Origin of the sequence: Burkholderia sp. IDO3 (genome assembly GCF_003366075.1) — a bacterium.
Taxonomy (GTDB): domain Bacteria; phylum Pseudomonadota; class Gammaproteobacteria; order Burkholderiales; family Burkholderiaceae; genus Burkholderia; species Burkholderia anthina.
On record NZ_CP028964.1, the window covers coordinates 540,462 to 562,588 of the forward strand.

Sequence of the window (22,127 nt, forward strand, 5' to 3'; positions counted from 1 at the left end):
CCTGTCGGATCGGCGCGAACCGTGATGCAAAGGCGGGCGCGCTGCGCGCCGGCTTACTTCTTCACCCACACGTCGTACGGGTTTTCGGGCATCTGCGCGAACGAGCGGAAGCGCAGCCCCTGGACTGCCTTCGCGGCCGCGATCTGATCCTCGGGCTCGTACAGCGGCACCGCGTACGCCTGCTCGTTGATCGCGAAGTGCTGCAGTTCGCCGTACAGCTGCTTGCGCTGCGCGACGTTCTGCGTGCGCGCGGCCGCCTGCAGCCAGCGTGTGAGCTCGGGCGCCGATGCACGGCTGTAGTTCAGCGCGCCGCCGTGACCGACCGGCAGGTAGTGGCCTTCGATGTCGATGCCGTCGGGCGGCGTGTTCGAGTTCGCGATCGAGCCGAACTTGCCGCTCTTGCGCGCTTCGACGTACGTGCCGTCGTCGACGTACTGGATCTTCAGGTCGACGCCGAGGCGTTGCCGGGCTTGCGCCTGCAGTGCCTGCAGCAGCACGTCGCGCTGGTCGCGCACCGTCGCCTGCGCCTGGATCACCGCGATCGTCAGGCGTTCGCCGTTGCGGGTCCGGTAGCCGCTGCCGTCGCGTGCCTGCCAGCCGGCTTCGTCCAGCAACCGGTTCGCGAGCGCCGGATTGTTGCCGTAGGTCTTTTCGACGGCGGCGTCGTAGAGCGGATCGATCGGCGACGTGATGCCCCACGCGCGCGTGCGCTCGCCGCGGTAGATCGACTGCACGATACCGGTCGCGTCGAGTCCTTCGAGCAGCGCGCGGCGGACTTTCACGTCGCGGGTCGGGCCGTAGTCGACGTTCAGGAACAGCGAGTAGGGCGTGCCGGTGTTGAGCGCGCGGCGGTACGTGAAGTCGGCGTTCTTGCGGATCAGCGCAGCGTCGTTGCCGGACACGCCTTCGATCACGTCGACCTGGCCGGACAACAGCGCGCCGGTGCGCACCGACGATTCGGGCAGGAACCGGTAAACCACCCGGTCGAGGTACGCGGGGCCCTGGTGGCCCGCCGTCGGTGGCGCCCAGCGATAGTCGGGGTTCTTCGCGAACTCGATTTCCTGGCCTTTCACGTAGCGCTTGAGGATGAACGGGCCGGTGCCCGCGATGTCCGTACCGCCCGACTTCAGGCTCGGCCGGCCGAACGCGTTCGGCGACAGCAGCGGCAGACGGCCGGCGAATGTCAGGAACGGCGCATACGGCGCGTCGAGCGTGATCGCGACCGTATGCGCGTCCGGCGTCTTCACGTCCGCGACGTGCGAGATCAGCTGTGCCAGCTGGCTGCCGGCCGAATAGGACAGCTCGCGCGCGTTCAGGAAGTTGCGGGCGACGGCCTGCGCATCGAACGGCGCGCCGTCGGTGAACTTCACGCCGTCGCGCAGCGTGAACGTGTAGGTCTTGCCGTCGGCCGAGACCTTGTAGCCGGTCGCGAGCCACGGCACGTAGCTGCCGTCGGGCTTCTGCGCGAGCAGGCTTTCATAGGCGTTGCGCAGCAGCAGCTCGACCTTGTCCTGGCCGTTCAGTTGCGGATTCAGCGTGCGGGGCTCCGTTTCGACGCCCCAGGTCAGCGTGCCGCCGGAGACGGGCGCGCCCTGGGCGAACGCCGCATGCGGCATCGCGACGGCGAGCAGCAGGGCGGTCGAGGCGGCGCGGCGCGACGCGCGGAAAGCGGAATCCGGAAATGCGAGAGTCATGCGTTGAAGCCTTTCACGAGAGGGAGGGCAGGGGATGCAGGATGCGAAGCAGGGTGAGCCCGCGCGTTACGCGTTCGCGGAGAGACGCAGGCCGTCCGGCGCGGTGTCGGCCGTCGCCGGACCCTCGTAGAGCTCCGGGATCAGGATTTTTCTGAGCCAGACGAGCGGCGTGCCGAGCGCGTTCGTCGAGCGATCGAACGGCACGTAGCCGCCGCGCTCGTAGTACGACTGCAGCCACGGATGATGGGTCGCGGTCGCGAGATACGTCGCGGGCGCCTTGACCTGCGCGGTCAGGAACTGCGTCTCGACGTGTTCGAGCAGCGCGTGCCCGAGCCCTTGCCGCTTGAACGCCGGCGCGACCGCGAACCAGTGCAGGAACGGATGCGGCGTGCGATGGCGTTCGCCGGATACCCACGGAAACCGCACGGTCAACGTGGCCGCGAGGGCCGCGCGGCCGTCGGGTGCCGTCTGCTCCAGCACGAACGTCGTTTCGCGCGCGACGGCTTGCGCGACCCGTTCGATCGGCGAGCGCGTGATCGTGAAGTGCACGCCTTGCGGCACGAGCGGTGCGTAGGCGTCCTGCAGCAATGCATAGAGGGCCGGCACGTCGTCGGCGCCGGCGATGCGGATCGTGTCGGTCATGGCGCGGCGCCTTCGAAGTCCGGCTGGCAGGCGGCCGTGTGCGCGCTCGAGTCTCGCGAGTCCGGTGCGTTCAGCGCCGCCGCGCCGGCCAGCAGCCGCAGCGACGCAATTCGCGGTGCGGCGTCGGCGAGCGGCGTGTCGACGACGAATTCGTCGATCCCGTGGCGACGATGCAGCGTGTCGAGCTCGCGCAGTACGTCGTCGCGCGTGCCGTGCACGATTCGCGTTTCGCGCGGCTCGATCCGGTGCGGGCCGTTGCCTGCCTGACGGATGTATGCGTGTGCCTGTTCGAGGCTGCCGACGTTGACGGCCGGCGTGTCGCCGACCTGCACGCGAAAGCCCTGATGGCCGCTCGCCAGTTGCGCGGCTGCGTCGCGCGTCGACGCGACGATCGCGGAGACCGCTAGCAGCGGCGTGCGCCCGCCGGACGCGCGGCGGTACGTATCGAACGCGCGTTCCAGGTCCGTCGCGGATGCGTTCAGATGCGACGCATAGACGAACGCCCAGCCGAGCGTCGCGGCGAGCGTCGCGCTTTCCGCGCTTGCGCCGAGCAGGAACGGGTGTGCGGGCGCTGGCGGGCGCGGCGTCGCGTGCAGCGAAGCCGCGTCGTCCGATGCGTCGTGCGGGATGTCCGTGTGTTGAAGATGACGATTCAGTTCGTCGGCGAGATCGGCGAACGACGGGCGGCGCGCCGGATCGTAGCCGGCCTGCAGCGCGCGCGTCGACAGCGGCAGGCCGCCCGGCGCCTTGCCGATGCCGAGATCGACGCGGCCCGGCGCGAGCGACGCGAGCAGGTTGAAATTTTCCGCGATCTTGTACGGACTGTAGTGCTGCAGCATCACGCCGCCCGATCCGACGCGGATACGCCGGGTATGGGCCAGCACGTGCGCGATCAGGATCTCCGGCGACGGGCACGCGAGCGCGGCCGTGTTGTGATGCTCGGCGAGCCAGTAGCGGTGATAGCCGGCGGCATCGGCGAAGCGCGCGAGCGAGACGCTGCGCGCCAGTGCGTCGGCGGCGGTTTCTCCCGGCGCAACGGGGCTCTTGTCGAGCACGCTCAAGCGGAACGGCAGGGCGGACAAAGCGGAATCGGAGCGAGTGGCGTCGAACGTCATGATGATGCGATCGGCGCGGGTCGAAGCGGCCTGATCAACGGGTTGGCATGACGAATTATTTTTCGCTGCCGTTCGCGCGGTCAAACAATCAAGAAGAATATCGAAAGCCGAAAATATTGGTTCCGGCCGACCGGGGGGCTTGCGTTATGGTCATTGGCTGCGCGCCTCGCGGCGCGTTGCCGGAGCATGCCGGCCGATCCGGCGCGAGCGCGCTCGCCGTCGCGACGCCGGCATGCGTCCTCCGACCGACCGGAATCTCAAGGAATGCAGATGAACGACCAGGGTGAACGACGCGCGGCGCGCACCGCACGCCGTCGCGCGACGACCGGAGCCGCATCATGAGCGGCGCGCGCAGACGACTGAAGACGCTCGTCGGGGCCGCGAGCGTGCTGTACGCGCCCGGCGATGCGGATGTGGCGCAGGGCGTGCGACGCGCGGCAGCGCTCGCGCGCAAGGCCGAAGCCGAGAAGATCACCGGCCTTTTCACCGCCGATCTGCTGCAGGCCGATTCGGCCGGCCTCGCCGGCAGCACGGGCAGCCAGGAGCCGATCGTCGCGCTCGCGGCGCTGAGCCAGGCGACTTCGGCCATCGGGCTCGTCGCGACGGTGTCGACGACCTATCACCATCCATACAACCTCGCACGGCTGATCGGCACGCTCGATCATGTGAGCGGCGGCCGCGCCGCGTGGAACGCGGTGACGTCGTCGGTCGGCGAGGAGAATTTCGGCGACGCGGCGCTGCCCGATCCGGAACGGCGGTATGCGCGCGCGGCCGAATTCGTCGAGGTCGTCAACGCGCTGTTCGACGCGAATGACCCGGCCGCGACGCGCCGCGCTCCGTCAGGCGGCGTCTCGGTCGATCCGCGCAAGCTCGGTGCGATCGACTACCGCGGCGAGCACTTCCAGGTGCAGGGGCCGCTGAACGTGCCGCCGTCGTCGCAGCGCAGGCCCGTGCTGTTTCAGGCCGGGCAGTCGGCCAGCGGCGTATCGCTCGGCGCGCGGTACGCCGAAGTCGTCTACACGTCGCAGCCGACGCTCGACGATGCGCGCACGTTCGTTGCCGAGCTGCACCGGCAGGCCGTTGCATTCGGCCGCGGCGACCGGCTGCCGCTCGTGATGAACTCGTTTCATTCGGTGATCGGCGAATCCGATGCCGACGTCGCGCGGCGGCTGCGCGACAAGCACGAACGCATCGACTACGAACAAGGCCGGCTGAAACTCGCCGACATGCTCGGCGGCGGCATTGACCTGCGCGATCTGCCGCTCGACCAGCCGCTACCGGAATCGCTGCTGCCGGAGATCGACAGCGTGCAGCGCCGCCGCGGACGCGTGGCTATCTTCATCGGCTATGCGCGCCAGCGGCTCACGCTGCGCGAGCTGATCATCCGCGCGCAGGAGACCGGCCACTGGTTCGTCGCCGGCACGCCGGCGCAACTCGTCGATGCGATCGAAGCGCGCTATCGCGCGGGGCTCGTCGACGTGCTGTCGCTGCACGGGCTCGGCCAGCCCGATCAGGAGGATTTGCTGCTCAACGGTTTGCTTCCCGAGTTGCGTCGGCGCGAGCTGCTCGACACCGACTATGTCGGCGGCGATTTCCGCGCGAATCTGGAGCTGCCGGCGTTGCAGCGCGAAGCCGCGACGGCGTGAGCGAACGTGGCCGCGTGCGCCGCGGCCGCTGCATGGATTGCGCAGGCGGCGTGATCGTCGTCCCGCGACCGGGTGGCCGTGCCCCGCCGGCGTTTGCCGCGTGGAGCGGGACGACTGTCGACAGGGCCGGCGCGGTGCTTGCGAGCACACACGTCAGCTCGTTTAGGTATCCGATGATTCCGCTGACGGGGGGCGCAAGCCGAGTATTTCCGCCTGCCGATGCTGCCATTGAATCAGTTCGTCGCGAAACGCATCGGAGGATTGCCCGGGCGTTACCCGCAATGCGCCGGATCGAAAGGCGCTCGCGGCGCACCAGAACGATCGGGCATCCGGCGGTGCGTCAATGGCGGTAATCGGCAACTGATACGTTCGATGCAGATACGACAGGAAGGCGAGACCATGGCCGCGGCGTCTCATCGACGGGCAAATGTCCAGTCGATGGATGTAGACCCGATCGGTTCGTGGCGCCAGACTGTATATCGCCGTGCCGACGGTGTCGCCCGACGCCGCCAGGATCACGACTTCCCAGCCCGAATGGCGCGCATGGTCGATGCCCGGCTCGATCGCGATCGGCCGGGATTGAAAATGAATCGCGGGAAGCCGTCGGGATTTGCGTCGCGCGACAAGGGACCGCAAGCAGGAAAGCACGTTCAGCCTTTTGTCATGTCGACCGTGCGATTCTCGAGTGACGTCGGCAAAAACTATTTCCGGTTCTTCAGGAACGTCTGTCCGGCCGCCGTAATCGAAACGCTGCCGCGACCGTTCGTCGGATAGCGCACAAATCCGGCGCCGATGAGCTCCCGGGTGATGGACCAGCCAAGCGCGGGCGTATCGCGACCGTAGCGAATATCGGCCAGGCGCTCCAGTGCCCAGATCGCGGATGCCGAGATGGTCGGAACAGTCGAAGTTTCGTTTTCGCTCATGGCTTCTCCAGAAATGTGATCATGATCAGGTGCGCGGTATGTCCGGACTCAAACGGCAAGACACGCACTCAGGCGCGTCCAGTCGTAACCGGCGCCGACCTCGATGCGTACGGCCGCCTCAACGAGGTCGATGCCGTGCTGTCCACGGTGTCGATCCGCACGTTCAATCAATGTTTCAAGCGACGGTAGCGGTGCGTCGTGCTTCCACGCGAAGGCGATCACGTTGCCCGCGCTGTCCTCGGCCGGTGCGAGTGCGACCGAAGAACCGAACGTTGCATGAAGTCTCGCGAGACGATCGCCCAGGCGCGGATCGTCGCCCAGCAGATTGACGACAAGCACGCCGTCGTCGTTCAGGCGCGCGCGACAGGTGTCATGGAACGCGGCGCTGCAGAGTTCCGACGGCGTGCCATCCGCATTGAAACCATCCAGCAACAGGGCATCGAATGTGTGCGCGGTCGTCGACAAGTGCTGCGCCGCATCCGCGCAGATGATCGTCAGTCGTTCGTCGTCGGGCGGAATGTGGAACCGGTCGCGAAGGGCAATCACGTCCGGATTGATTTCGATTGCCGTGAGATGGGTGTTCGGCAGGTTCCGATGGCAATACTTCACCAGCGAACCGCCGCCGAGCCCGATCAAGCCCACGCGGGCGGGTTCCGGCTGAAGCAACAGGAAGCCCATCATCGTGCGCGTGTAACCGAGTGCGAGGGCATCCGGGGCCGCCCGCAGCATGGTGCTCTGCATGCCGCGGCCGTCGAAGCACAGCGAGACGAGATGCTCGGTTTCCACGACGATCGGCTTGTCGGCGGCCTGGGCCGGGGACGCCGAGCGCAGGCCCAGGTACGGGAGATCGACAGGTGGCACGCGGGTCAGCCCTCCTGCAGCAAGGGCAAAAGCGCGTGCAGCGCTGCCTCTTCGTCCGGGCCGCTGGCGAGGACTTGCGCGGACGTGCCGCGCCGTACCTGCAGCGACGAGATGGCCATGCCATCCTTTGCATTCCCGTGGCGCCCGTTCGCGATCAGCAGGATGTCGCTGTCGAAACGGCGCGCCGTGTCCACCAGCTCATCGCGCACGGACGCCGCACCGTTCCGGCTCCATGCGGAACCTATTTCGAAATAGACGACGGTTGCCATGTTCCTCGCGTATGCCGTGAGATTGGATCGTGGTATTCAGTGGGACGGAGCGAGCTGGCAGGCCATCAGAAACGCCTGGAACTCCATTTCCCATGCGGCGTTGCGCACATCGATATCGAGGCCGGCGAGACGCTTCATTTCCTCGCCCAGATACACCGCCTTCAGCAATCGAGGAGACACGCCCTGCGCGAAACAGCAGCCATCCACGTCGAGCAGCAGGCGCGGGTGGTGGCGGAATCGCGCACTGGCCACCGAGATCGGATCCATCACATGCCGGGCCGACTCCCTCGGATAAACGAAGGCCAGATGGATACCGGCTGCCGCCAGCCGTTCACCCGCATCGTGGAAGCGGTGAACCATCTGGAAGCCGCGCTCGCCGCCGCGCCCCACGCCCACCACGACAAGCCCCTGACTTCCCGCGACCTCCAGCAGGGATACGGGGCGCCGATCGGGCAACAGCAGCATCCCATCCATATCGAACATGTCGACTACCTCCGCAAATTCGCCCGCAATTCCGGCGAACGGCGGTTGGCAGACATTATAAGGCGACGTTAAGGAAATGTGTATTGCATTATAATGGTGTGTGCGCTTGCTCAGTCGTCGGCCCGTCCGCGAGCCGATGACGTGCCGCGCGCTCACCGATGGCGAACGCGATTGCCGTTGCGGTTCGCCACGGGGGATCCCACCCACTATTTGCTTACCTGGGCTATCGAGCATGGAGCAGGATCGAACCTCCTACGATGCGTTCGTCAAATTTCTGTCGACCCCGTTGAACGACGGGCGCCCGTATGTATTGGAGACGCAGCATGCACGCTCGCTGCACTTCGATCACCTGGCCACCCAAAGCTTCATGTCGCTGCGCACGCCGGACAAGCTTGCACTCGGCTACACGCGAACCATGATGGGATGTCTGCTGCTGTACCCGGCCGTAAGACACATCTGCATGATCGGGCTCGGCGGAGGCTCGCTGGCGAAGTTCTGTTATCGGCATCTGCCCGACGTCGCCATCGACGCGGTCGAAATCGATCCGGAAGTCATCGCACTGCGCGACGTGTTCAGGATTCCCGCGGACGATGCCCGGTTCAAGGTGATCTGTGCGGATGGCGCGGAGTACGTGACCCGGGAGGACGTCCGCACGGATGTGATCCTCCTGGATGCCTTTGTCGCGGAAGGGATGCCGAGCCGGTGCGCGGATGTCGCGTTCTTTACCGCCTGTCGCGAGCGGTTGAGCGATGCGGGGGTGCTCGCAATCAACCTCACGGACGACGATCCGTCGCTGCCCGCTTACATCGAGCGGCTAAGCGCCGTGTTCGGTCTTTCGTATGCGGTGGTCCGATGCGAGGACGACAGCAACTTCGTCGCCTTTGCCTGGAAAGGGCCGCTTCGACTGCCGTCCCGGCGAGTGCTGTTCGAGCGCGTGCTTTCGTTTGCTTTTGCCGGCGAACTCAAGCTCTCGTCGATCGCCCGGCGCCTGAAGGAAGGGGAGCGCCTGGACCCGAAACGATTGATCTGGCATGCGCAGGGGCACGCGCACTGGGAAATCGGCGCCTGAACTGCCTCGAGCTCAGGCCGCGCTTCGCTTCACCCGCTTGCTGAGCGGGCTTTTTGTCTTGTAGTTCACGCCGTGCTGATCGAGATATTCGCGAATCAACTGCCGCACGACTTGCGACGGCGTCAGATCCTGCGCCGCGCAAAGCATGTCGAACGCGGCTTTCTTGGCGGGATCGATCAGGATGGTCAAGCGTGCGGTTTTCGTTTCCATTGCGGGGCAGAGTCGGCAAATATGCTAATCGAATTATAATGCATTGGCCCTTGGCGAGCGGCACCGGACGGCGTGCGGCGCCCGCGTGTCGAGCGGGTTCGGCGGCAGCGCCTCAGGCAGGATCCGCCGCCGACAGGACGTTGACCAACGCGCGAACGGCCTCGCTCGCGTCGGCGCCGATTGCCGTGACATGAACCAGGGCGCCGGAGGGGACGCACAAGGTCATCACGGACATCACGTCCTTGGCGTTGGCCGTTCTGCCTTGCGACGTGCAGGCGACCTCGCTTGCGTAGCGCGACGCCGTCGCCGCAACGAGGGCGGAGCGGTGCCCGTTCAGACCCAGGCGTCCGCCGACATGAACTTGCTCTTCGACCATGCGTTCTCCGAAGTCGGGTTGCGTTTCGCGTTGTGCCGGCTCATGACCTGCGGTCAAGCCGGTAGAGATATTCAAGCACGTCGTCCACAATGGGCACGATCGCCAGCGTGACGAGCGCCGCGGCGAGCGGCACGGTCGAGACGTAGCCGACATGCTTGAAGCCGATTGCGCCGGCCAGGCCGCCGACGAAGAACGACGTCAGCATCGTTCCGTGAATCCTGAGCTTCGCGCGGTTGGCGATCACCGCCTGCGCGTGCACATCGGCATGCGAGCGATTCCAGTAAAAGAGCTTGCCCAGCTCGATGCCGAGATCTGTCACGATGCCCGTCATGTGCGTCGTGCGGATTTCCGCCCCCGACAGCTTCGTGATCATCGCGTTCTGCAGCCCCATGATGAAGCACAGCAGGATCACCGTGACTGGCATGAAGAACGCTTCCCAGAGCGCGAGGTGGCTGCCGAGCAGCCCGAACAACAGCAGCAGTGCGGCTTCGACCAGCAGCGGCAGCACATACTGACTCTGCAGGCTGCGGCGACGCCCCCAATTGACGAGCACCGCCGAGCACCCGGCGCCGACCAGAAACGACGCCAGCGAGCCGATGCCGGCCAGCACGAGCCGGACGTCGCCGAGCGCCGCCTGATCCGCGATCGTCGACACGACTCCGCTCATGTGCGACGTGTACTGCCTGACCGCAAGAAAACCGCCGGCATTGGCGGCGCCGGCGATAAAGGCAAGCGAAAACCCGAGCTGGCGGTTCGCGGCCGCACTGCGGTGTTTTCCCGTCAGGCTTCGGAAGTACTGCGCTGGCATAGGGTCTTTCCTCAGTCGCCAGGGTCGGGGCAATGACGCCATGAACGGAGCCCGGAGCGCCGCGACCCATCGTCGCGGCCATCCGTTCCATCCGGGGAAGCATGAGGTTTATATGATAACGGCATTATCATACCTTGTTATCCAGATTTGATTTTCGGTGTCATAATGCGGACAGGAATACGTCGCGGGAGCCGCGGCCATTTCAACCACCTCGTCCAACCCGAGCGTACTGGAGACATTCCGGATGGCACCCGTGCCGGTCGTCCATTTCGTCCTGCTGGCCGTGGCCGCGTGGCTCGCGGTCGGTACGCTGGGGCTCGGGGCCTTGCATCGCACGCGACTGGTGGCCCACGGCCTGTTTCCGCTCGGCGCACTGGCCGGGCTGCTCGTCGGCGCGGCGGGCCTCGCCGGCATCTTTGCCGAGCCCTCTTCGGCGGTGCTGCCGATCGGGCTTCCCGGCTTGCCCTTTCATCTGCGTCTCGACCGCTTGTCCGGCTATTTCCTGTTCGTGCTCGGCCTCGTCAGCACGGGGATCGGCGCCTTTTCGGCCGGCTATTTCCGCAAGGGCGAAGGGGCCGCGCCCGGGCTGATCTGCTTCGAATACCATGTCTGCGTCGCGAGCATCGCACTGGTGCTGATCGCTGACGATGCGTACGTGTTCATGGTCGCCTGGGAGACGCTGACGCTGTCCGCGACGTTTCTCGTGATGACCAACCACCGGATCGGCGAAATCCGCCGGGCGGGTTATCTGTATTTCCTGATCTCGCACGTCGGCGCGCTCGCGCTGCTGCTTTGCTTCGGCATTCTGCAGGCGCGCACCGGCGACTACACCTTCGCTAACCTGCGCGCGCAGTCGCTGGATTCGCTCCCCGCATCGTTCGCGTTCCTGTTCGCGCTCGTCGGGTTCGGCGCGAAGGCCGGGATCTTCCCGCTGCATGTGTGGCTGCCGGAGGCCCATCCCGCGGCGCCGTCGCCGGTCTCGGCGCTCCTCAGCGGCTTCGTGCTGAAAGTCGGTCTGTACGGCCTGCTGCGCGTCTTGTTCGACCTGTTGCACGTGCAGATGGCGTGGTGGGGCGTGCTGCTGCTCGTGCTCGGCATAGGCACCGCGCTGCTCGGCGTGGTGTTCAGCACCATCCAGGTCGACATGAAGCGCCTGCTCGCCTATTCGTCGATCGACAACATCGGCCTGATGATCGTCGCGCTCGGTCTCGCGGTGCTGTTTCGCGCGTACGGGATGACGAGCCTGTCCGCGCTCGCCTTGACCGCGATGCTCTATCAGATCGTCGCGCATGCGGCGTTCAAGAGCCTGCTGTTCCTGGGCACGGGCGCCGTGCTCCATGCTACGGGCGAGCGCAACCTCGGCAAGCTCGGCGGGCTGATTCGCTTCATGCCGTGGACCGCATGGGCGGTACTCGCGGGCGTCGCGGCGAGCGCGGGCCTGCCGCCGCTCAGCGGTTTCGTGGCCGAGTGGCTGCTGCTGCAGGGTTTTCTGTTCGCGCCGCAGTTGCCCGATTCGGTGCTCGCCATGACGGTGCCGATCGCCGCCGCGCTGGTCGCCATGTCGGCCGCGCTGGCCGGCTACACGATGGTCAAGTTCTTCGGCATCGTGTTCCTCGGGCAACCGAGAGAAGCGAAGCTGAACCGCGCCCGCGACGCGAACACGTGGGAACGGCTCGCGTTCTGCTGGTTCGCGGCCGCCAGCGTGCTGCTCGGGCTGATGCCCGCGCAATTCGTCAAGCTGCTGGATCGCGTCACGCACACGCTGGTCGGGGCCGGCGTCGGCGCGGCCAATCATGGCTGGCTGCTGTTCGCGCCCGTGTCGGCCGCTCGTGCCAGCTACATGCCCGCCGCGTTCATGCTGTTCTTCATCGCCTGCTGCGGGCTCGCGTGGCTGCTGGTGCGGCGTTTTTATCACGGCCGGCTGCGCCGCGCGGCGCCGTGGGGCTGCGGCTTCCCGTTCACGACCGCGCGCATGCAGGATACGGCGGAAGGCTTCGGGCAGCCGATCCGCGAAATCTTCGCGCCGCTGCTGCGCATCGAGCGGCAACTGCCGTCGCCGTCCGACGCACAGCCGGCCTACCGGGTGTCGGTGACCGATCGCACCTGGTCCGCACTCTACGCGCGCATCGCGGCACTGACGCAACGCGCCGCCGACTGGGCGGGCCGCCTGCAGACAGGCAAGATCGCGGTTTACCTGACATACAGTTTCGTCGTGCTGATCGTGCTTCTGATGTTGGTGAGACGATGGTAACCCTGTCCGGCGTCATCTCGCAGACCCTCGAAATCGTGATAGCGATCGCGGCCGCGCCGTTGCTCACGGGCTGGGTCAACCAATGCCGCGCGTGGCTTCAGAACCGGCGTGCGCCGTCCATCTGGCAACCCTACCGGATGCTTCACAAGCTGTTCAACAAGGAGTCGGTCATCGCGCACGGCGCGAGCCCCGTGTTCCGCGGCGCGCCCTATGTCGTCTGGGCCGCCATGACGCTCGCGTGCGCGATCGTGCCGACACTGTCGACCGAGTTGCCGCTGTCGCCCGCCGCCGATGCGATCGCGCTCGTCGGCCTGTTTGCGCTCGCGCGCGTCACGCTGTCGCTCGCGGCGATGGACGCCGGCACGGCGTTCGGCACGCTCGGCGCACGCCGCGAAATGCTGATCGGTTTCCTCGCGGAGCCGGCCCTGCTGATGGTGCTCCTGTCGGCCTCGCTGATTACGCAGTCGACGCTGCTGACGAGCATCGTCGCGACGCTCGGCCGAGGCGAACTCACGATCTATCCGAGCCTGGCGTTCGCCGGCATTGCGTTCACGCTGGTCGCGCTGGCCGAAAATGCGCGGCTGCCTGTCGACAATCCGACCACGCACCTCGAGCTCACGATGATCCACGAGGCGCTGATCCTCGAATATTCGGGGCGGCACCTTGCGTTGATGGAGTGGGCGGCAAGCCTCAAGCTGTTCGCGTATTCGTGCATCGGTCTCGCGCTGTTCGTGCCCTGGGGCATCGCGAATGCGGGCGATCCGGTGGCGCTGCTGCTGGCGGTGCCGGTGCTCTTCCTCAAACTGACGGCGGGCGGTGTTGCGCTCGCCGTGGTCGAAACGGCCAATGCGAAGATGCGCCTCTTCAGGGTGCCGGAATTCCTGGCGACCGCCTTCCTGCTGGCCGTGATCGGCATGCTCGTTCACCTGCTGCTGGGGGCATGAATGCACGGCTACGCGACGCAACTGATCAATTTTCTCGCGGCCGTGCTGCTGATGCTGTCGTTCGCGATGCTGAGCCAGCGCCGGATCCTGTCGCTGATCCATCTCTATACGCTACAGGGCGTCGCGCTCGTGTCGGCGAACCTGATCCTCGGCTTCGTCACGAACGACGTGCACCTGTATGTGTCCGCCGGGCTGACGCTCGTGCTGAAGGTCGGCGTGATCCCGTGGTTCCTGTATCGGCTCGTTCGCAGGCTCGACGTCACGACCGACGTCGAGCCGCTCATCAATATTCCGACCACGCTGCTGATCGGCATCGTCCTTGTGATCATCGCGTTCAATGTCGCCGCGCCGATCAGCCAGCTCGCGACCTCGGTCGCACGCGGCACGCTCGGCATTGCGCTTGCGTGCGTGCTGCTGTCGTTCATGACGATGATCACGCGCGCCAAGGCCATTCCGCAGGTGATCGGCTTTCTGTCGATGGAGAACGGGTTGTTCTTCGCGGCGGCGGCCGCGACCAACGGCATGCCGATGATCGTCGAGCTCGGCATCGGGCTCGACGTGCTGATCGGCATCCTGATCCTCGGCGTCTTCATGTTCCAGATTCGCGAGCAGTTCGACAGCCTGGACATCCATCACCTCGAGAAACTCAAAGATGAATGACGCCGACGTCGTGCTCGCCGTGCTGGGCCTGCCGCTCGCGGGCGCGGCGTGCCTTGCCTGCGTGCGGCCGAGCCGGGTCGCGCGCCATCTGAACGTCGGCTTCAGCTTCCTGACGTTCGCGGCGACGCTGGTGCTTGCCGCGCGCACCGTCGAGCACGGGCCGTCGTTCGCATTCGGACGGGCGTTTTTCGTCGATCCGCTCAATGTCTATCTCGTTGCGCTCACGGCGTTCGTCGGCTGGACGACGTCGCTGTTTTCCCGGCCCTACATGCAGATCGAGGAAGCCCGCGGCCGGATGACGACCGCGCGGATGCGGCTCTATCACAGCATGTATCAGCTCTTCATGTTCGCGATGCTGCTCGCGCTGCTGACCGACAACGTCGGCGTGCTGTGGGTTGCCATGGAAGCCGCCACGCTCGCCACCGTGCTGCTCGTCAGTGTCTACCGTACCGCCGCGAGCCTCGAAGCCGCATGGAAGTACTTCATCCTGTGCGGCGTGGGGATCGCCCAGGCACTGTTCGGCACGATCCTGCTGTACCTCGCCGCGAGCCGGCAACTGACCGACGGCGACGCGTTGCTGTGGACGAGCCTGGCCGCCGTCAGGACGCAGCTCGACCCGACGATCGTGTCGATCGCCTTCGTGTTCCTGCTGGTCGGCTACGGGACCAAGGTCGGCCTCGTGCCGATGCACAGCTGGCTGCCGGATGCGCATGCCGAAGGTCCGACGCCGATTTCGGCGGTGCTGTCCGGCCTGCTGTTGAACGTCGCGCTGTATGCGGTGCTGCGCTGCAAGGTGCTGGCCGACGGCGCGCTCGGCAACGGCCTGCCGGGGCGGTTGCTGGTCGGGTTCGGGCTCGTGTCGGTTTTGATCGCGTCGTTCTCGCTGTTCCGGCAGAAGGACGTGAAGCGCCTGTTCTCGTACTCGTCGATCGAGCATATGGGCTTGATGACGTTCGCGTTCGGGCTCGGCGGCCCGATCGCGACGTTCGCCGGGCTGCTGCACATGACGGTTCATTCCCTCGTCAAGTCGGCGATCTTCTTCGCGGTCGGTCATGCCGCGCAGAAGGCCGGCACGCAGGCGATCGACGGTATTCGCGGGCTGCTGCAGGTCAGCCCGGCGGTCGGCTGGGCGATGATGCTCGGCGCGCTTGCGATTCTCGGCCTGCCGCCGTTCGGCGTGTTCGCGAGCGAATTCCTGATCCTGACGACGGCCATGAACACCCTCCCGTGGACCGCGCCGTTGCTGCTGCTCGGGCTCGCCGTCGCGTTCGCGGCGATCTTCGCGCGCGTGCAGCGGATGGTGTTCGGCGAAACGACGACGGCGACCCCGCTCGAACACCGGCCGGCACTGCTGCCGGTGTTCGTGCATCTGGGACTCGGCCTGATGCTGGGGCTGTACGTGCCGCCTTATCTGGCGATGTGGTACCGCCAGGCTGCGACGATGCTGGCGGGGTAAGCGATGCGACTCGACTTGATTCAGGCGGACGGCTCGATTCGCCTCCGGCACGAGGCAGGCCAGGTTCCGGCTACGGTGGTCGACGTCGACGAACCGCGATGGCTCGAGATCGCACAGGCCGCGCGGATGGAGCAAAGCCGGCTCGTTGCGATGTGGGCCGGCGAAACGCCCGGGCGCGTGTTGTCGGTCAACGCGGCGTACGAATGCGACGACGGGCTCCTGTGGATCCGTCTCGCGACAGGGCGGCAACCGCGGGCCGACGGCGACTATCCCGATCTCGCGGCCGTGTTTCCCGCCGCCGCACGCATGCAGCGCGCGATTTTCGACCTGACCGGCCTGCGCGAGCGCGATGCGCGTGACACGCGCCCGTGGCTCAATCACGGCAACTGGCCCGGCGACTATTTCCCACTGCGCAAGCAGGCCACCGGAATCGAGCGATTCGAATCGAACGAAGCGGATTATCCGTTCGTGCAGGTTGCCGGCGACGGTGTGCACGAAATCGCGGTCGGACCGATTCACGCCGGCACCATCGAGCCGGGCCATTTCCGGTTCTCGGTCGTCGGCGAGAAGGTGCTGCGACTCGAGGAACGGCTTGGCTATACGCATCGCGGCGTCGAACGGCTGTTCGAACGGACGGCCGCATCGAACGGCCATCGCGTCGCGGGCCGGATCGCCGGCGACTCGACCGTCGCGTTCTCGTGGGCCTATTGCATGGCGCTCGAGCAGGCATGCGGCACGGCCGTGCCGGCGCGTGCACTGGCGTTGCGCGCACTCCTGCTCGAGCGCGAGCGCATCGCCAATCACCTCGGCGACCTGGGCGCGCTCGGCAACGATGCCGGATTCGCGTTCGGTCTCGCGCAGTTCTCGCGGCTCAAGGAGAACTGGATACGGACCAACGGCGGGATCTTCGGGCATCGATACCTGATGGACCGGATCGTGCCGGGCGGGCTGGCCGTCGACATTCATCCCGAGGACGCGGCGGTCCTCGCCGAACAGTGCGAACGCATCGCCCGCGAAGTGCACGTGATGCGGAAGATCTACGAAGACCAGTCCGGGCTGCAGGACCGGTTTCTCGGCACCGGTCGACTGACTGCCGACGTCGTCGCGCATTTCGGCGTGCGCGGCATGGCCGCCCGCGCCAGCGGCCAGACCTTCGACGTGCGCGCGAACCTGCGGCCGGCCCCTTACCACGACCTGGCCGTGAAGGCGGCAAGCGATGCGCGCGGCGACGTCGCCGCGCGGGTCGCCGTGCGGTTTGCCGAAGTCGACGAATCGCTGCGTCTGATCGGTGCACTGCTGGCGGCGCTTCCGGACGGGCCGATCGTCACCGGCGTCGCGCCCGCGACGGCGCCATCCAGCGGCGTCGGCTGGGTGGAGGGCTGGCGCGGTGACATATTCGTCGCGCTCGAGACGGCAGCGGGCGATGCCATCGCCCGCTGCCATTGCCACGATCCGTCGTGGCAGAACTGGCCGGCGCTCGAGCACGCGATCATCGGCAACATCGTTCCCGATTTCCCGCTGATCAACAAATCGTTCAACCTGAACTACGCGGGGCACGATCTCTGATGTGGCAACTCATCCGTCAATTCGCGCGCACCGAATTTCCCGATGAACCCGTGCCGGCCACGGAAGCTGCCTGGCGACACGAGGTGCAGCAGATTCGTCAGGACATTCTCGACCTCCTCGGGCGCGCATTGTGCATCCGGCAGATCGACGCGGGTTCGTGCAACGGTTGCGAGCTGGAGATCCACGCGCTGAACAACCCGTACTACAACATCGAAGGGCTCGGGATCAAATTCGTCGCCAGCCCGCGCCATGCGGACCTGCTGCTCGTGACCGGCCCCGTCACGCTGAACATGAAGGCGGCCTTGCTTGCCGCGTACGACGCGACGCCGGCGCCGAAGCTGGTCGTCGCGGCCGGCGAGTGCGCGTGCACGGGCGGCATCTTTGCCGACAGCTATGCGGTGTGCGGCCCCGTTTCGTCGGTCCTGCCCGTCGATGTGACCATTCCCGGATGTCCGCCGCCGCCGGTCGATTTGCTGCGCGGCATTTTGACGGCGTGCCGATCGCGCGGAGCGTGAAGCCGCCGCCCGTGGCAATCCTTCAGCGGCGGGACCTCGCTGGCTCCTGCGGTGAGCACGACCGGCATCGGGTGTCGGCGACGTTGCTGCCGAGCGGCAAAAGCCGGCTGCATTGATTCAAACTGATTCTGATCTCGCAAGGCATGAAAAATGAAGACGTTTCTGGTTGCTGTCGCATTTGTTTTGATTATCGGTAGCTTGATTTCCGCGCTGTACTTCATGAATCACGACCGGGGCACAACCAAGCGCATGGCATGGTCGCTCGCGGCTCGCGTCGGGTTGTCGATCACGTTGTTTCTGGCGCTGCTCATCGCGTATCGGCTGGGCTGGATCGAACCAACCGGTCTTCCTATCGGACGATAAGGCGCGCGGCCCCCGACGAAACATGAGCGAACGAGCCGCGTCGCAAGAACAGCGGGATTCTCGCGCGCTTCGCGCCGCGCGATATCCCGCATTATTTTTATTCAGGTGAAGGAGAACTATATGGCTGAAACAGGTAAAGATCAGATCGTTCGTGCGTTCCGCGCGGTCTTTCTGGCGTTTCTCGGGATCAACAAACGAAAAAATCTCGAAGCGGATGCGACGCAACTCAATCCCTTCGCCGTGATCGTTGCCGCACTCGTTGCAGTCGCTATTTTTATCGTGTTGCTGCTGTTCGTCGTGCATCTGGTCGTGGGTTGACCGTTGGCGCCGGCGTCGACCGGCCTTGTAGAACCCCCGTTGAGAGGGCAGGGGGTGCGGCTCGCGGTATTTGCGTCTGATCGAGTTTGGGTGGTAAATCGTGGCGTTGTGATAAGAATACTTATCCCGACGATGATGATGCGAATGAATGCGATTGGCAAAATGCACGATCCGCCGTGCAACTGAACCCTGAATGAACGTCAGCCGGGCCCGGCGTCGAGCGCGTCGCGCGGTTGACCGTCCGGTGCGCGGGCCTTTTCATGGCGATAAGCGCTCGGCGAGCAGCCGACGATGCGCTTGAATGCATGGCCGAACGCGCTATCCGAGTCGTAGCCGAGCATTTGCGCCACCGTCGATATGGATGCGTCCGAGCGTCGCAGTTCCCGCATCGCGAGCTGTATCCGCCAGCGCAGCACATATTCGAGCGGCCCGAATCCCAGCCGTCGCTTGAAATGCAGCGCGAACGTCGAACGCGAGACGTGGCAGCAGGCTGCGAGCGCGTCGACGGTCCAGTGTCGCGCCGGGGCCGCGTGGATCGCGGCAAGCGCGGCGCGCACGCGGGCATCGGCGAAGCCGGCGAGCCACCCGACATCGCTGTTGGCGCCGCTATCGACGTAGCACCGCAGTATCTGCACGAGCATCATGTGCCCGAGATGGCGGACCATCAACGATGCGCCCGGCGACGACGCACCGAATTCCTGCGCAAGCTGTTGCAGCGCCCAACGCAGGACCGCCGCCTGGTCGGATTCGCCGCTCACGATCACCACGGGCGGCAGGCTGCCGAGCAGCAGCGGCACGCCCTCGTCGTACGAGAACCGGCCGCCGATCAGAAAGCAATCGGCCGGTTCGCCATAGTGGGCGATGCCGCGTTCGACATTGCGGTACACGTCGGCGACGGTGAGCGGCGCCACCGACGGATCGCTCGCGAGGGTGAATGCCCGCGGCGACGCGAGCAGGAAGCAGTCTCCCGTCTGCAACTGCACGGGGGGGCCCGCGCCGTCGACGGTCAGCCAGCATCGTCCTTCGACGACCGCATTGAACTTGATGCCTTCGGGCGGCGGAAGGTCGACGGCCCACTCGCCGCCGGCGCGCAGGCCGGTGAAATACGAGTCGCGCGTTTTCAGCAGCGAGAGCACTTCGGATAGCGGATCCACGTACGGCCCCGGACGATCTCGACGAAAAACCGGATTCTATTGCATTCACAGTTCGGGCGCCGGTCCGCAGAATGGTCCGTACAGCGACGCAGCCGACGGGCGGCCGCGTGCTTGACGCAGCATGCGTGGAGGCTTCAATGACGAGCAGGCAGCACCCCCTTCATTCCGGATTCGATGCCGCATCGACGGCGAGCGACGTCCTGAGCGGACTCGATCTTCGCGGCAAAACGGCCATCGTCACGGGTGGCCATTCGGGGCTCGGCCTCGAAACGACGCGTGCGCTGGCGCGGGCCGGCGCGCACGTGGTGGTCGGCGCACGGCGCGCCGATACCGCGCGCGACGCGATGCACGGCATCGCCGGCGTCGAAGTCGCGGAACTCGACCTCGCCGATCTCGCAAGTGTGGCCGCGTTCGCCGCCCGGTTCGTCGACGCGCGGCGCGACGTGCACATCGTGATCAACAGCGCGGGCATCATGGCGTGCCCGGAGACGCGTGTCGGCCAGGGCTGGGAGTCGCAGTTCGCCGTCAATCACCTCGGTCACCATGCGCTCGTCAACCGGCTGTGGCCGGCGCTCGCGCATGGCCACGGTGCTCGCGTGGTTGCGGTGTCGTCGCTTGGACACCGGCTGTCGCCGATCCGCTGGGACGATCTCCAGTTCGCCCGTGCATACGACAAATGGCTCGCGTACGGACAGTCGAAGACCGCGAACGCATTGTTCGCGGTGCAGCTCGACGCGCTTGGTGCGTCCAGCGGCGTGAGGGCCTATTCGTTGCACCCCGGCAAGATCGCGACGCCGCTGCAGCGTCACCTGACACGCGAAGAAATGATGGCGCAGGGATGGGTGGACGCGCACGGCGAGCCCATCGATCCGACCTTCAAGACGCCGGCGCAGGGCGCGGCGACCCAGGTATGGGCCGCAACGTCGCCGCGTCTCGCCGATATCGGCGGGGTGTACTGCGAGGACTGCGATATCGCGGTCGTCACGCAAGGCGACGAGGAAGCCGGTGTGCGGCCGCACGCGATCGATCCCGAGGATGCGGCGCGTTTATGGGCGCGGTCCGCGGCATTGACGGGAGTCGATGCGTTTGCGGTTCGCCGCTGACGGGCATGGAAAGACCCGGTGCGGCGTCGCACCGAATGGAAGAACGCGGCAGGCCGCGCGCATGCCCGCTCACCCGCGCGTCGGCCGCAGCGCCTGCCCCATCTCCGCGATCGGCATCGCCACGATCGAATTCAACAGCCGGACTTCCCCCGCATCCGGCCGCGCGATCTCCCGCACTTCATCGAGCGTCAGCGCAACGTTGCGGTCGAGCGGTTCGAGAAAGCGCTGCAATTCGCTGGCCGCCGCTTTCTCCCGGAGCCCGAGCGCCTGGCCGAACGCGATCAGCGCATGCACGTCGATGTCCGCAAACCGCGTCGCCGTGCCGAGCGGCATCGTCAGTTCGCAGTGCGGCCAGTCATCGCCGCGATGCTCGGGGCGGTGCGTCGGCGTGTGGTACACCACCGTGCTGACGATGTCGTAGAACGGCGCGAGCCGGTAGCCGCGCGCATCGACGAAGAACGACAGGTTTTTCAGATGCGCGTCGGCATTGCCCACCACCACGTTGAACACGGTCCAGCGGAACACCGACAGGCGCGTCAGCGCACGCGTGCTGGTGCGATCGATCGCACGCGCGAGCTCCTGCGCATTCGCGCGCTGGTACTTGAAACCGCGGTCGTAGTTGAGCAGCTGCATCGCATCGATCGTATGCACGCGCCCGGCCGGCTTCGACGCGACGTCGCGGTCGAAACGGTCGATCACGTAGCACGCGGACGGCGCGCGCAGGAAATGCACGTCCGGCACGTCGAGCCCCATCCGCTTTGCGAGCTTCATGCAGAAGAACTCGTTGATCGCCGAATGCGGGTAGCCGGCCGCGCGCATGTCCGGCTTGAGCAGGTGCATCGACGGCTCGCTGCCGACGGGTTCGAACAGCGCATAGTCGGGCGCGTCGCCGCGCAGCACCAGCAGCAGCTTCTGCTGCGCGCCGGCCGCCGACATGCGCTTGGGCGCGGTGGCCGTCAGCGCGCGCTGCGGCATCGCCTGGATCCGGCGCTCGAGTTCGTCGAGCGACAGCGGCTGCAGGCTCCCGGGCGCCTCGTGCTCGCCGTCGACCAGCAACGTGAGCGCGCCGGCCGACTCGCGCCCGAAGTACGCGAGCAGGCCCCACGCGTCGGCCGCATCGACCTTCGCCTCGCGCGCGAGCGACATGCGCATGCCTTCCTCGGGCAGCAGATTGTCGAAGAACCACTGGACCGGGCGATCGGTGGACGTGTCGACGAACGCGTCGGGACGCAACGGGAACGCCGGCGACAACGGATAGGCCGCCGGGGACGCGCGCCACTGCGCGTCGTACGCGAACGACCAGATGCCTTTGTCGTCGGTCAGCGTGCCCATGCGCACGCCGTTTGCGGAGGCGATCAGCGTGTTAGCCGCCATGGGCGCTCCTGCGGCGTTGCGCGGCCTTGCGCGCGGTTTCTTCCGAAATCTCGACCGACGCCGCCGCGTACAGGCGCACGCCGAGCTCGCCGAGCAGCAGCATCACCTTGCCGATTTGCGCGGTCGGCTTTCCGGCTTCCACCTGACTGATGAATTTCGGCGACAGCCCGGTGGCGTTCGCGAGCTCATCGCGGGTGAAACCCTGCTGGAGCCGCGCGGCGCGGATAAGGTGGGCAAGCGCGCCGATCGTATCGACAGGCTGACTCTCCGACATGACGTTCTCCGTGCTTCGTATCTGATCGGGAACAGTATTGCATAACTCGCGCG

General features: G+C 66.3%; 25 protein-coding genes. 11 read left to right on the forward strand and 14 right to left on the reverse strand.

Going from position 1 to position 22,127, the window contains the following annotated elements; all coding sequences use genetic code 11:
- Window positions 1-53 precede the first annotated feature (53 nt).
- The 3 genes from DCN14_RS34085 to DCN14_RS34095 all read right to left on the reverse strand — a co-directional run bounded on the left by DCN14_RS34085 (window position 54) and on the right by DCN14_RS34095 (window position 3,451).
- On the reverse strand, window positions 54-1,694 hold the full coding sequence (locus DCN14_RS34085) for an ABC transporter substrate-binding protein (protein ID WP_096507032.1): 1,641 nt from the start codon (window positions 1,692-1,694) through the stop codon (window positions 54-56).
- A gap of 66 nt (window positions 1,695-1,760) precedes the next feature.
- Complete coding sequence (locus DCN14_RS34090) at window positions 1,761-2,336, reverse strand: GNAT family N-acetyltransferase (RefSeq protein ID WP_096507031.1); 576 nt, start codon at window positions 2,334-2,336, stop codon at window positions 1,761-1,763.
- Window positions 2,333-3,451, reverse strand: coding sequence for an MsnO8 family LLM class oxidoreductase (locus DCN14_RS34095; protein WP_096507030.1), 1,119 nt, complete (start codon window positions 3,449-3,451; stop codon window positions 2,333-2,335). Before DCN14_RS34095 ends, DCN14_RS34090 begins: the two co-directional genes overlap by 4 nt.
- A 338-nt stretch (window positions 3,452-3,789) precedes the next feature.
- On the opposite strand from DCN14_RS34095, the gene DCN14_RS34105 reads away from it, so the two are divergent.
- The gene (locus DCN14_RS34105) at window positions 3,790-5,097 is read left to right on the forward strand and encodes an NtaA/DmoA family FMN-dependent monooxygenase (RefSeq protein WP_096507029.1); all 1,308 of its coding nucleotides are present in this window, start codon (window positions 3,790-3,792) and stop codon (window positions 5,095-5,097) included.
- A 162-nt stretch (window positions 5,098-5,259) separates the two neighbouring features.
- On the opposite strand, the gene DCN14_RS38900 is transcribed toward DCN14_RS34105, so the two are convergent.
- The 5 genes from DCN14_RS38900 to DCN14_RS34130 all read right to left on the reverse strand — a co-directional run bounded on the left by DCN14_RS38900 (window position 5,260) and on the right by DCN14_RS34130 (window position 7,633).
- Window positions 5,260-5,733 carry a hypothetical protein gene (locus DCN14_RS38900; RefSeq protein WP_240327453.1) on the reverse strand — a complete coding sequence of 158 codons (474 nt, stop codon included), beginning with the start codon at window positions 5,731-5,733 and terminating at the stop codon, window positions 5,260-5,262.
- Window positions 5,734-5,798: 65 nt separating this feature from the next.
- Window positions 5,799-6,020: a hypothetical protein gene (locus DCN14_RS34115; RefSeq protein ID WP_096507028.1), complete on the reverse strand. Its 222-nt coding sequence runs from the start codon at window positions 6,018-6,020 to the stop codon at window positions 5,799-5,801.
- 48 nt (window positions 6,021-6,068) lie between these two features.
- Complete coding sequence (locus tag DCN14_RS34120) at window positions 6,069-6,761, reverse strand: fused MFS/spermidine synthase (protein ID WP_240327507.1); 693 nt, start codon at window positions 6,759-6,761, stop codon at window positions 6,069-6,071.
- Between the two features lie 125 nt (window positions 6,762-6,886).
- Window positions 6,887-7,150: an HPr family phosphocarrier protein gene (locus DCN14_RS34125; protein WP_096507026.1), complete on the reverse strand. Its 264-nt coding sequence runs from the start codon at window positions 7,148-7,150 to the stop codon at window positions 6,887-6,889.
- A 36-nt stretch (window positions 7,151-7,186) separates the two neighbouring features.
- A complete protein-coding gene (locus DCN14_RS34130; protein WP_096507025.1) occupies window positions 7,187-7,633 on the reverse strand; it encodes a hypothetical protein in 447 nt (148 codons plus the stop codon).
- Between the two features lie 232 nt (window positions 7,634-7,865).
- Between DCN14_RS34130 and DCN14_RS34135 the strand changes: the two genes are divergently transcribed.
- Window positions 7,866-8,702 carry a fused MFS/spermidine synthase gene (locus DCN14_RS34135; protein ID WP_096507024.1) on the forward strand — a complete coding sequence of 279 codons (837 nt, stop codon included), beginning with the start codon at window positions 7,866-7,868 and terminating at the stop codon, window positions 8,700-8,702.
- A 12-nt stretch (window positions 8,703-8,714) separates the two neighbouring features.
- On the opposite strand, the gene DCN14_RS34140 is transcribed toward DCN14_RS34135, so the two are convergent.
- The 3 genes from DCN14_RS34140 to DCN14_RS34150 all read right to left on the reverse strand — a co-directional run bounded on the left by DCN14_RS34140 (window position 8,715) and on the right by DCN14_RS34150 (window position 10,096).
- On the reverse strand, window positions 8,715-8,912 hold the full coding sequence (locus DCN14_RS34140; RefSeq protein WP_096507023.1) for a ribbon-helix-helix protein, CopG family: 198 nt from the start codon (window positions 8,910-8,912) through the stop codon (window positions 8,715-8,717).
- Window positions 8,913-9,024: 112 nt separating this feature from the next.
- A complete protein-coding gene (locus tag DCN14_RS38195) occupies window positions 9,025-9,288 on the reverse strand; it encodes an HPr family phosphocarrier protein (RefSeq protein WP_162826275.1) in 264 nt (87 codons plus the stop codon).
- A gap of 40 nt (window positions 9,289-9,328) precedes the next feature.
- On the reverse strand, window positions 9,329-10,096 hold the full coding sequence (locus DCN14_RS34150; RefSeq protein ID WP_096507022.1) for a YoaK family protein: 768 nt from the start codon (window positions 10,094-10,096) through the stop codon (window positions 9,329-9,331).
- A 244-nt stretch (window positions 10,097-10,340) separates the two neighbouring features.
- Here DCN14_RS34150 and hyfB point away from each other — a divergent pair, with 244 nt between their 5' ends.
- The 8 genes from hyfB to DCN14_RS34190 all read left to right on the forward strand — a co-directional run bounded on the left by hyfB (window position 10,341) and on the right by DCN14_RS34190 (window position 18,169).
- Window positions 10,341-12,347, forward strand: a complete 2,007-nt coding sequence (hyfB, locus tag DCN14_RS34155) for a hydrogenase 4 subunit B (protein WP_096507021.1) — start codon at window positions 10,341-10,343, stop codon at window positions 12,345-12,347.
- Entirely contained in the window at window positions 12,341-13,291 is a 951-nt protein-coding gene (locus DCN14_RS34160) for an NADH-quinone oxidoreductase subunit H (protein ID WP_096507020.1), read from the forward strand. Before hyfB ends, DCN14_RS34160 begins: the two co-directional genes overlap by 7 nt.
- Window positions 13,292-13,951: a formate hydrogenlyase gene (locus DCN14_RS34165; protein ID WP_096507019.1), complete on the forward strand. Its 660-nt coding sequence runs from the start codon at window positions 13,292-13,294 to the stop codon at window positions 13,949-13,951.
- Window positions 13,944-15,407 carry a hydrogenase 4 subunit F gene (locus DCN14_RS34170; RefSeq protein ID WP_096507018.1) on the forward strand — a complete coding sequence of 488 codons (1,464 nt, stop codon included), beginning with the start codon at window positions 13,944-13,946 and terminating at the stop codon, window positions 15,405-15,407. Before DCN14_RS34165 ends, DCN14_RS34170 begins: the two co-directional genes overlap by 8 nt.
- A gap of 3 nt (window positions 15,408-15,410) precedes the next feature.
- Window positions 15,411-16,973, forward strand: a complete 1,563-nt coding sequence (locus tag DCN14_RS34175; RefSeq protein WP_096507017.1) for an NADH-quinone oxidoreductase subunit C — start codon at window positions 15,411-15,413, stop codon at window positions 16,971-16,973.
- Complete coding sequence (locus DCN14_RS34180) at window positions 16,973-17,488, forward strand: formate hydrogenlyase (RefSeq protein ID WP_096507016.1); 516 nt, start codon at window positions 16,973-16,975, stop codon at window positions 17,486-17,488. The genes DCN14_RS34175 and DCN14_RS34180 overlap by 1 nt, the downstream gene beginning before the upstream one ends.
- A 150-nt stretch (window positions 17,489-17,638) precedes the next feature.
- Window positions 17,639-17,851, forward strand: coding sequence for a twin transmembrane helix small protein (locus DCN14_RS34185; protein ID WP_096507015.1), 213 nt, complete (start codon window positions 17,639-17,641; stop codon window positions 17,849-17,851).
- A 120-nt stretch (window positions 17,852-17,971) separates the two neighbouring features.
- Window positions 17,972-18,169 (forward strand): DUF2970 domain-containing protein, encoded by a 198-nt coding sequence (locus tag DCN14_RS34190; protein ID WP_096507014.1) that lies wholly within the window; start codon window positions 17,972-17,974, stop codon window positions 18,167-18,169.
- A 200-nt stretch (window positions 18,170-18,369) separates the two neighbouring features.
- On the opposite strand, the gene DCN14_RS34195 is transcribed toward DCN14_RS34190, so the two are convergent.
- On the reverse strand, window positions 18,370-19,323 hold the full coding sequence (locus DCN14_RS34195) for an AraC family transcriptional regulator (protein ID WP_096507013.1): 954 nt from the start codon (window positions 19,321-19,323) through the stop codon (window positions 18,370-18,372).
- A 137-nt stretch (window positions 19,324-19,460) separates the two neighbouring features.
- Here DCN14_RS34195 and DCN14_RS34200 point away from each other — a divergent pair, with 137 nt between their 5' ends.
- On the forward strand, window positions 19,461-20,426 hold the full coding sequence (locus DCN14_RS34200; protein WP_096507012.1) for an SDR family NAD(P)-dependent oxidoreductase: 966 nt from the start codon (window positions 19,461-19,463) through the stop codon (window positions 20,424-20,426).
- Between the two features lie 69 nt (window positions 20,427-20,495).
- On the opposite strand, the gene DCN14_RS34205 is transcribed toward DCN14_RS34200, so the two are convergent.
- Window positions 20,496-21,800 carry a HipA domain-containing protein gene (locus tag DCN14_RS34205; RefSeq protein WP_096507011.1) on the reverse strand — a complete coding sequence of 435 codons (1,305 nt, stop codon included), beginning with the start codon at window positions 21,798-21,800 and terminating at the stop codon, window positions 20,496-20,498.
- Window positions 21,790-22,074, reverse strand: coding sequence for a helix-turn-helix transcriptional regulator (locus DCN14_RS34210; RefSeq protein WP_096507010.1), 285 nt, complete (start codon window positions 22,072-22,074; stop codon window positions 21,790-21,792). The genes DCN14_RS34205 and DCN14_RS34210 overlap by 11 nt, the downstream gene beginning before the upstream one ends.
- Window positions 22,075-22,127 lie beyond the last annotated feature (53 nt).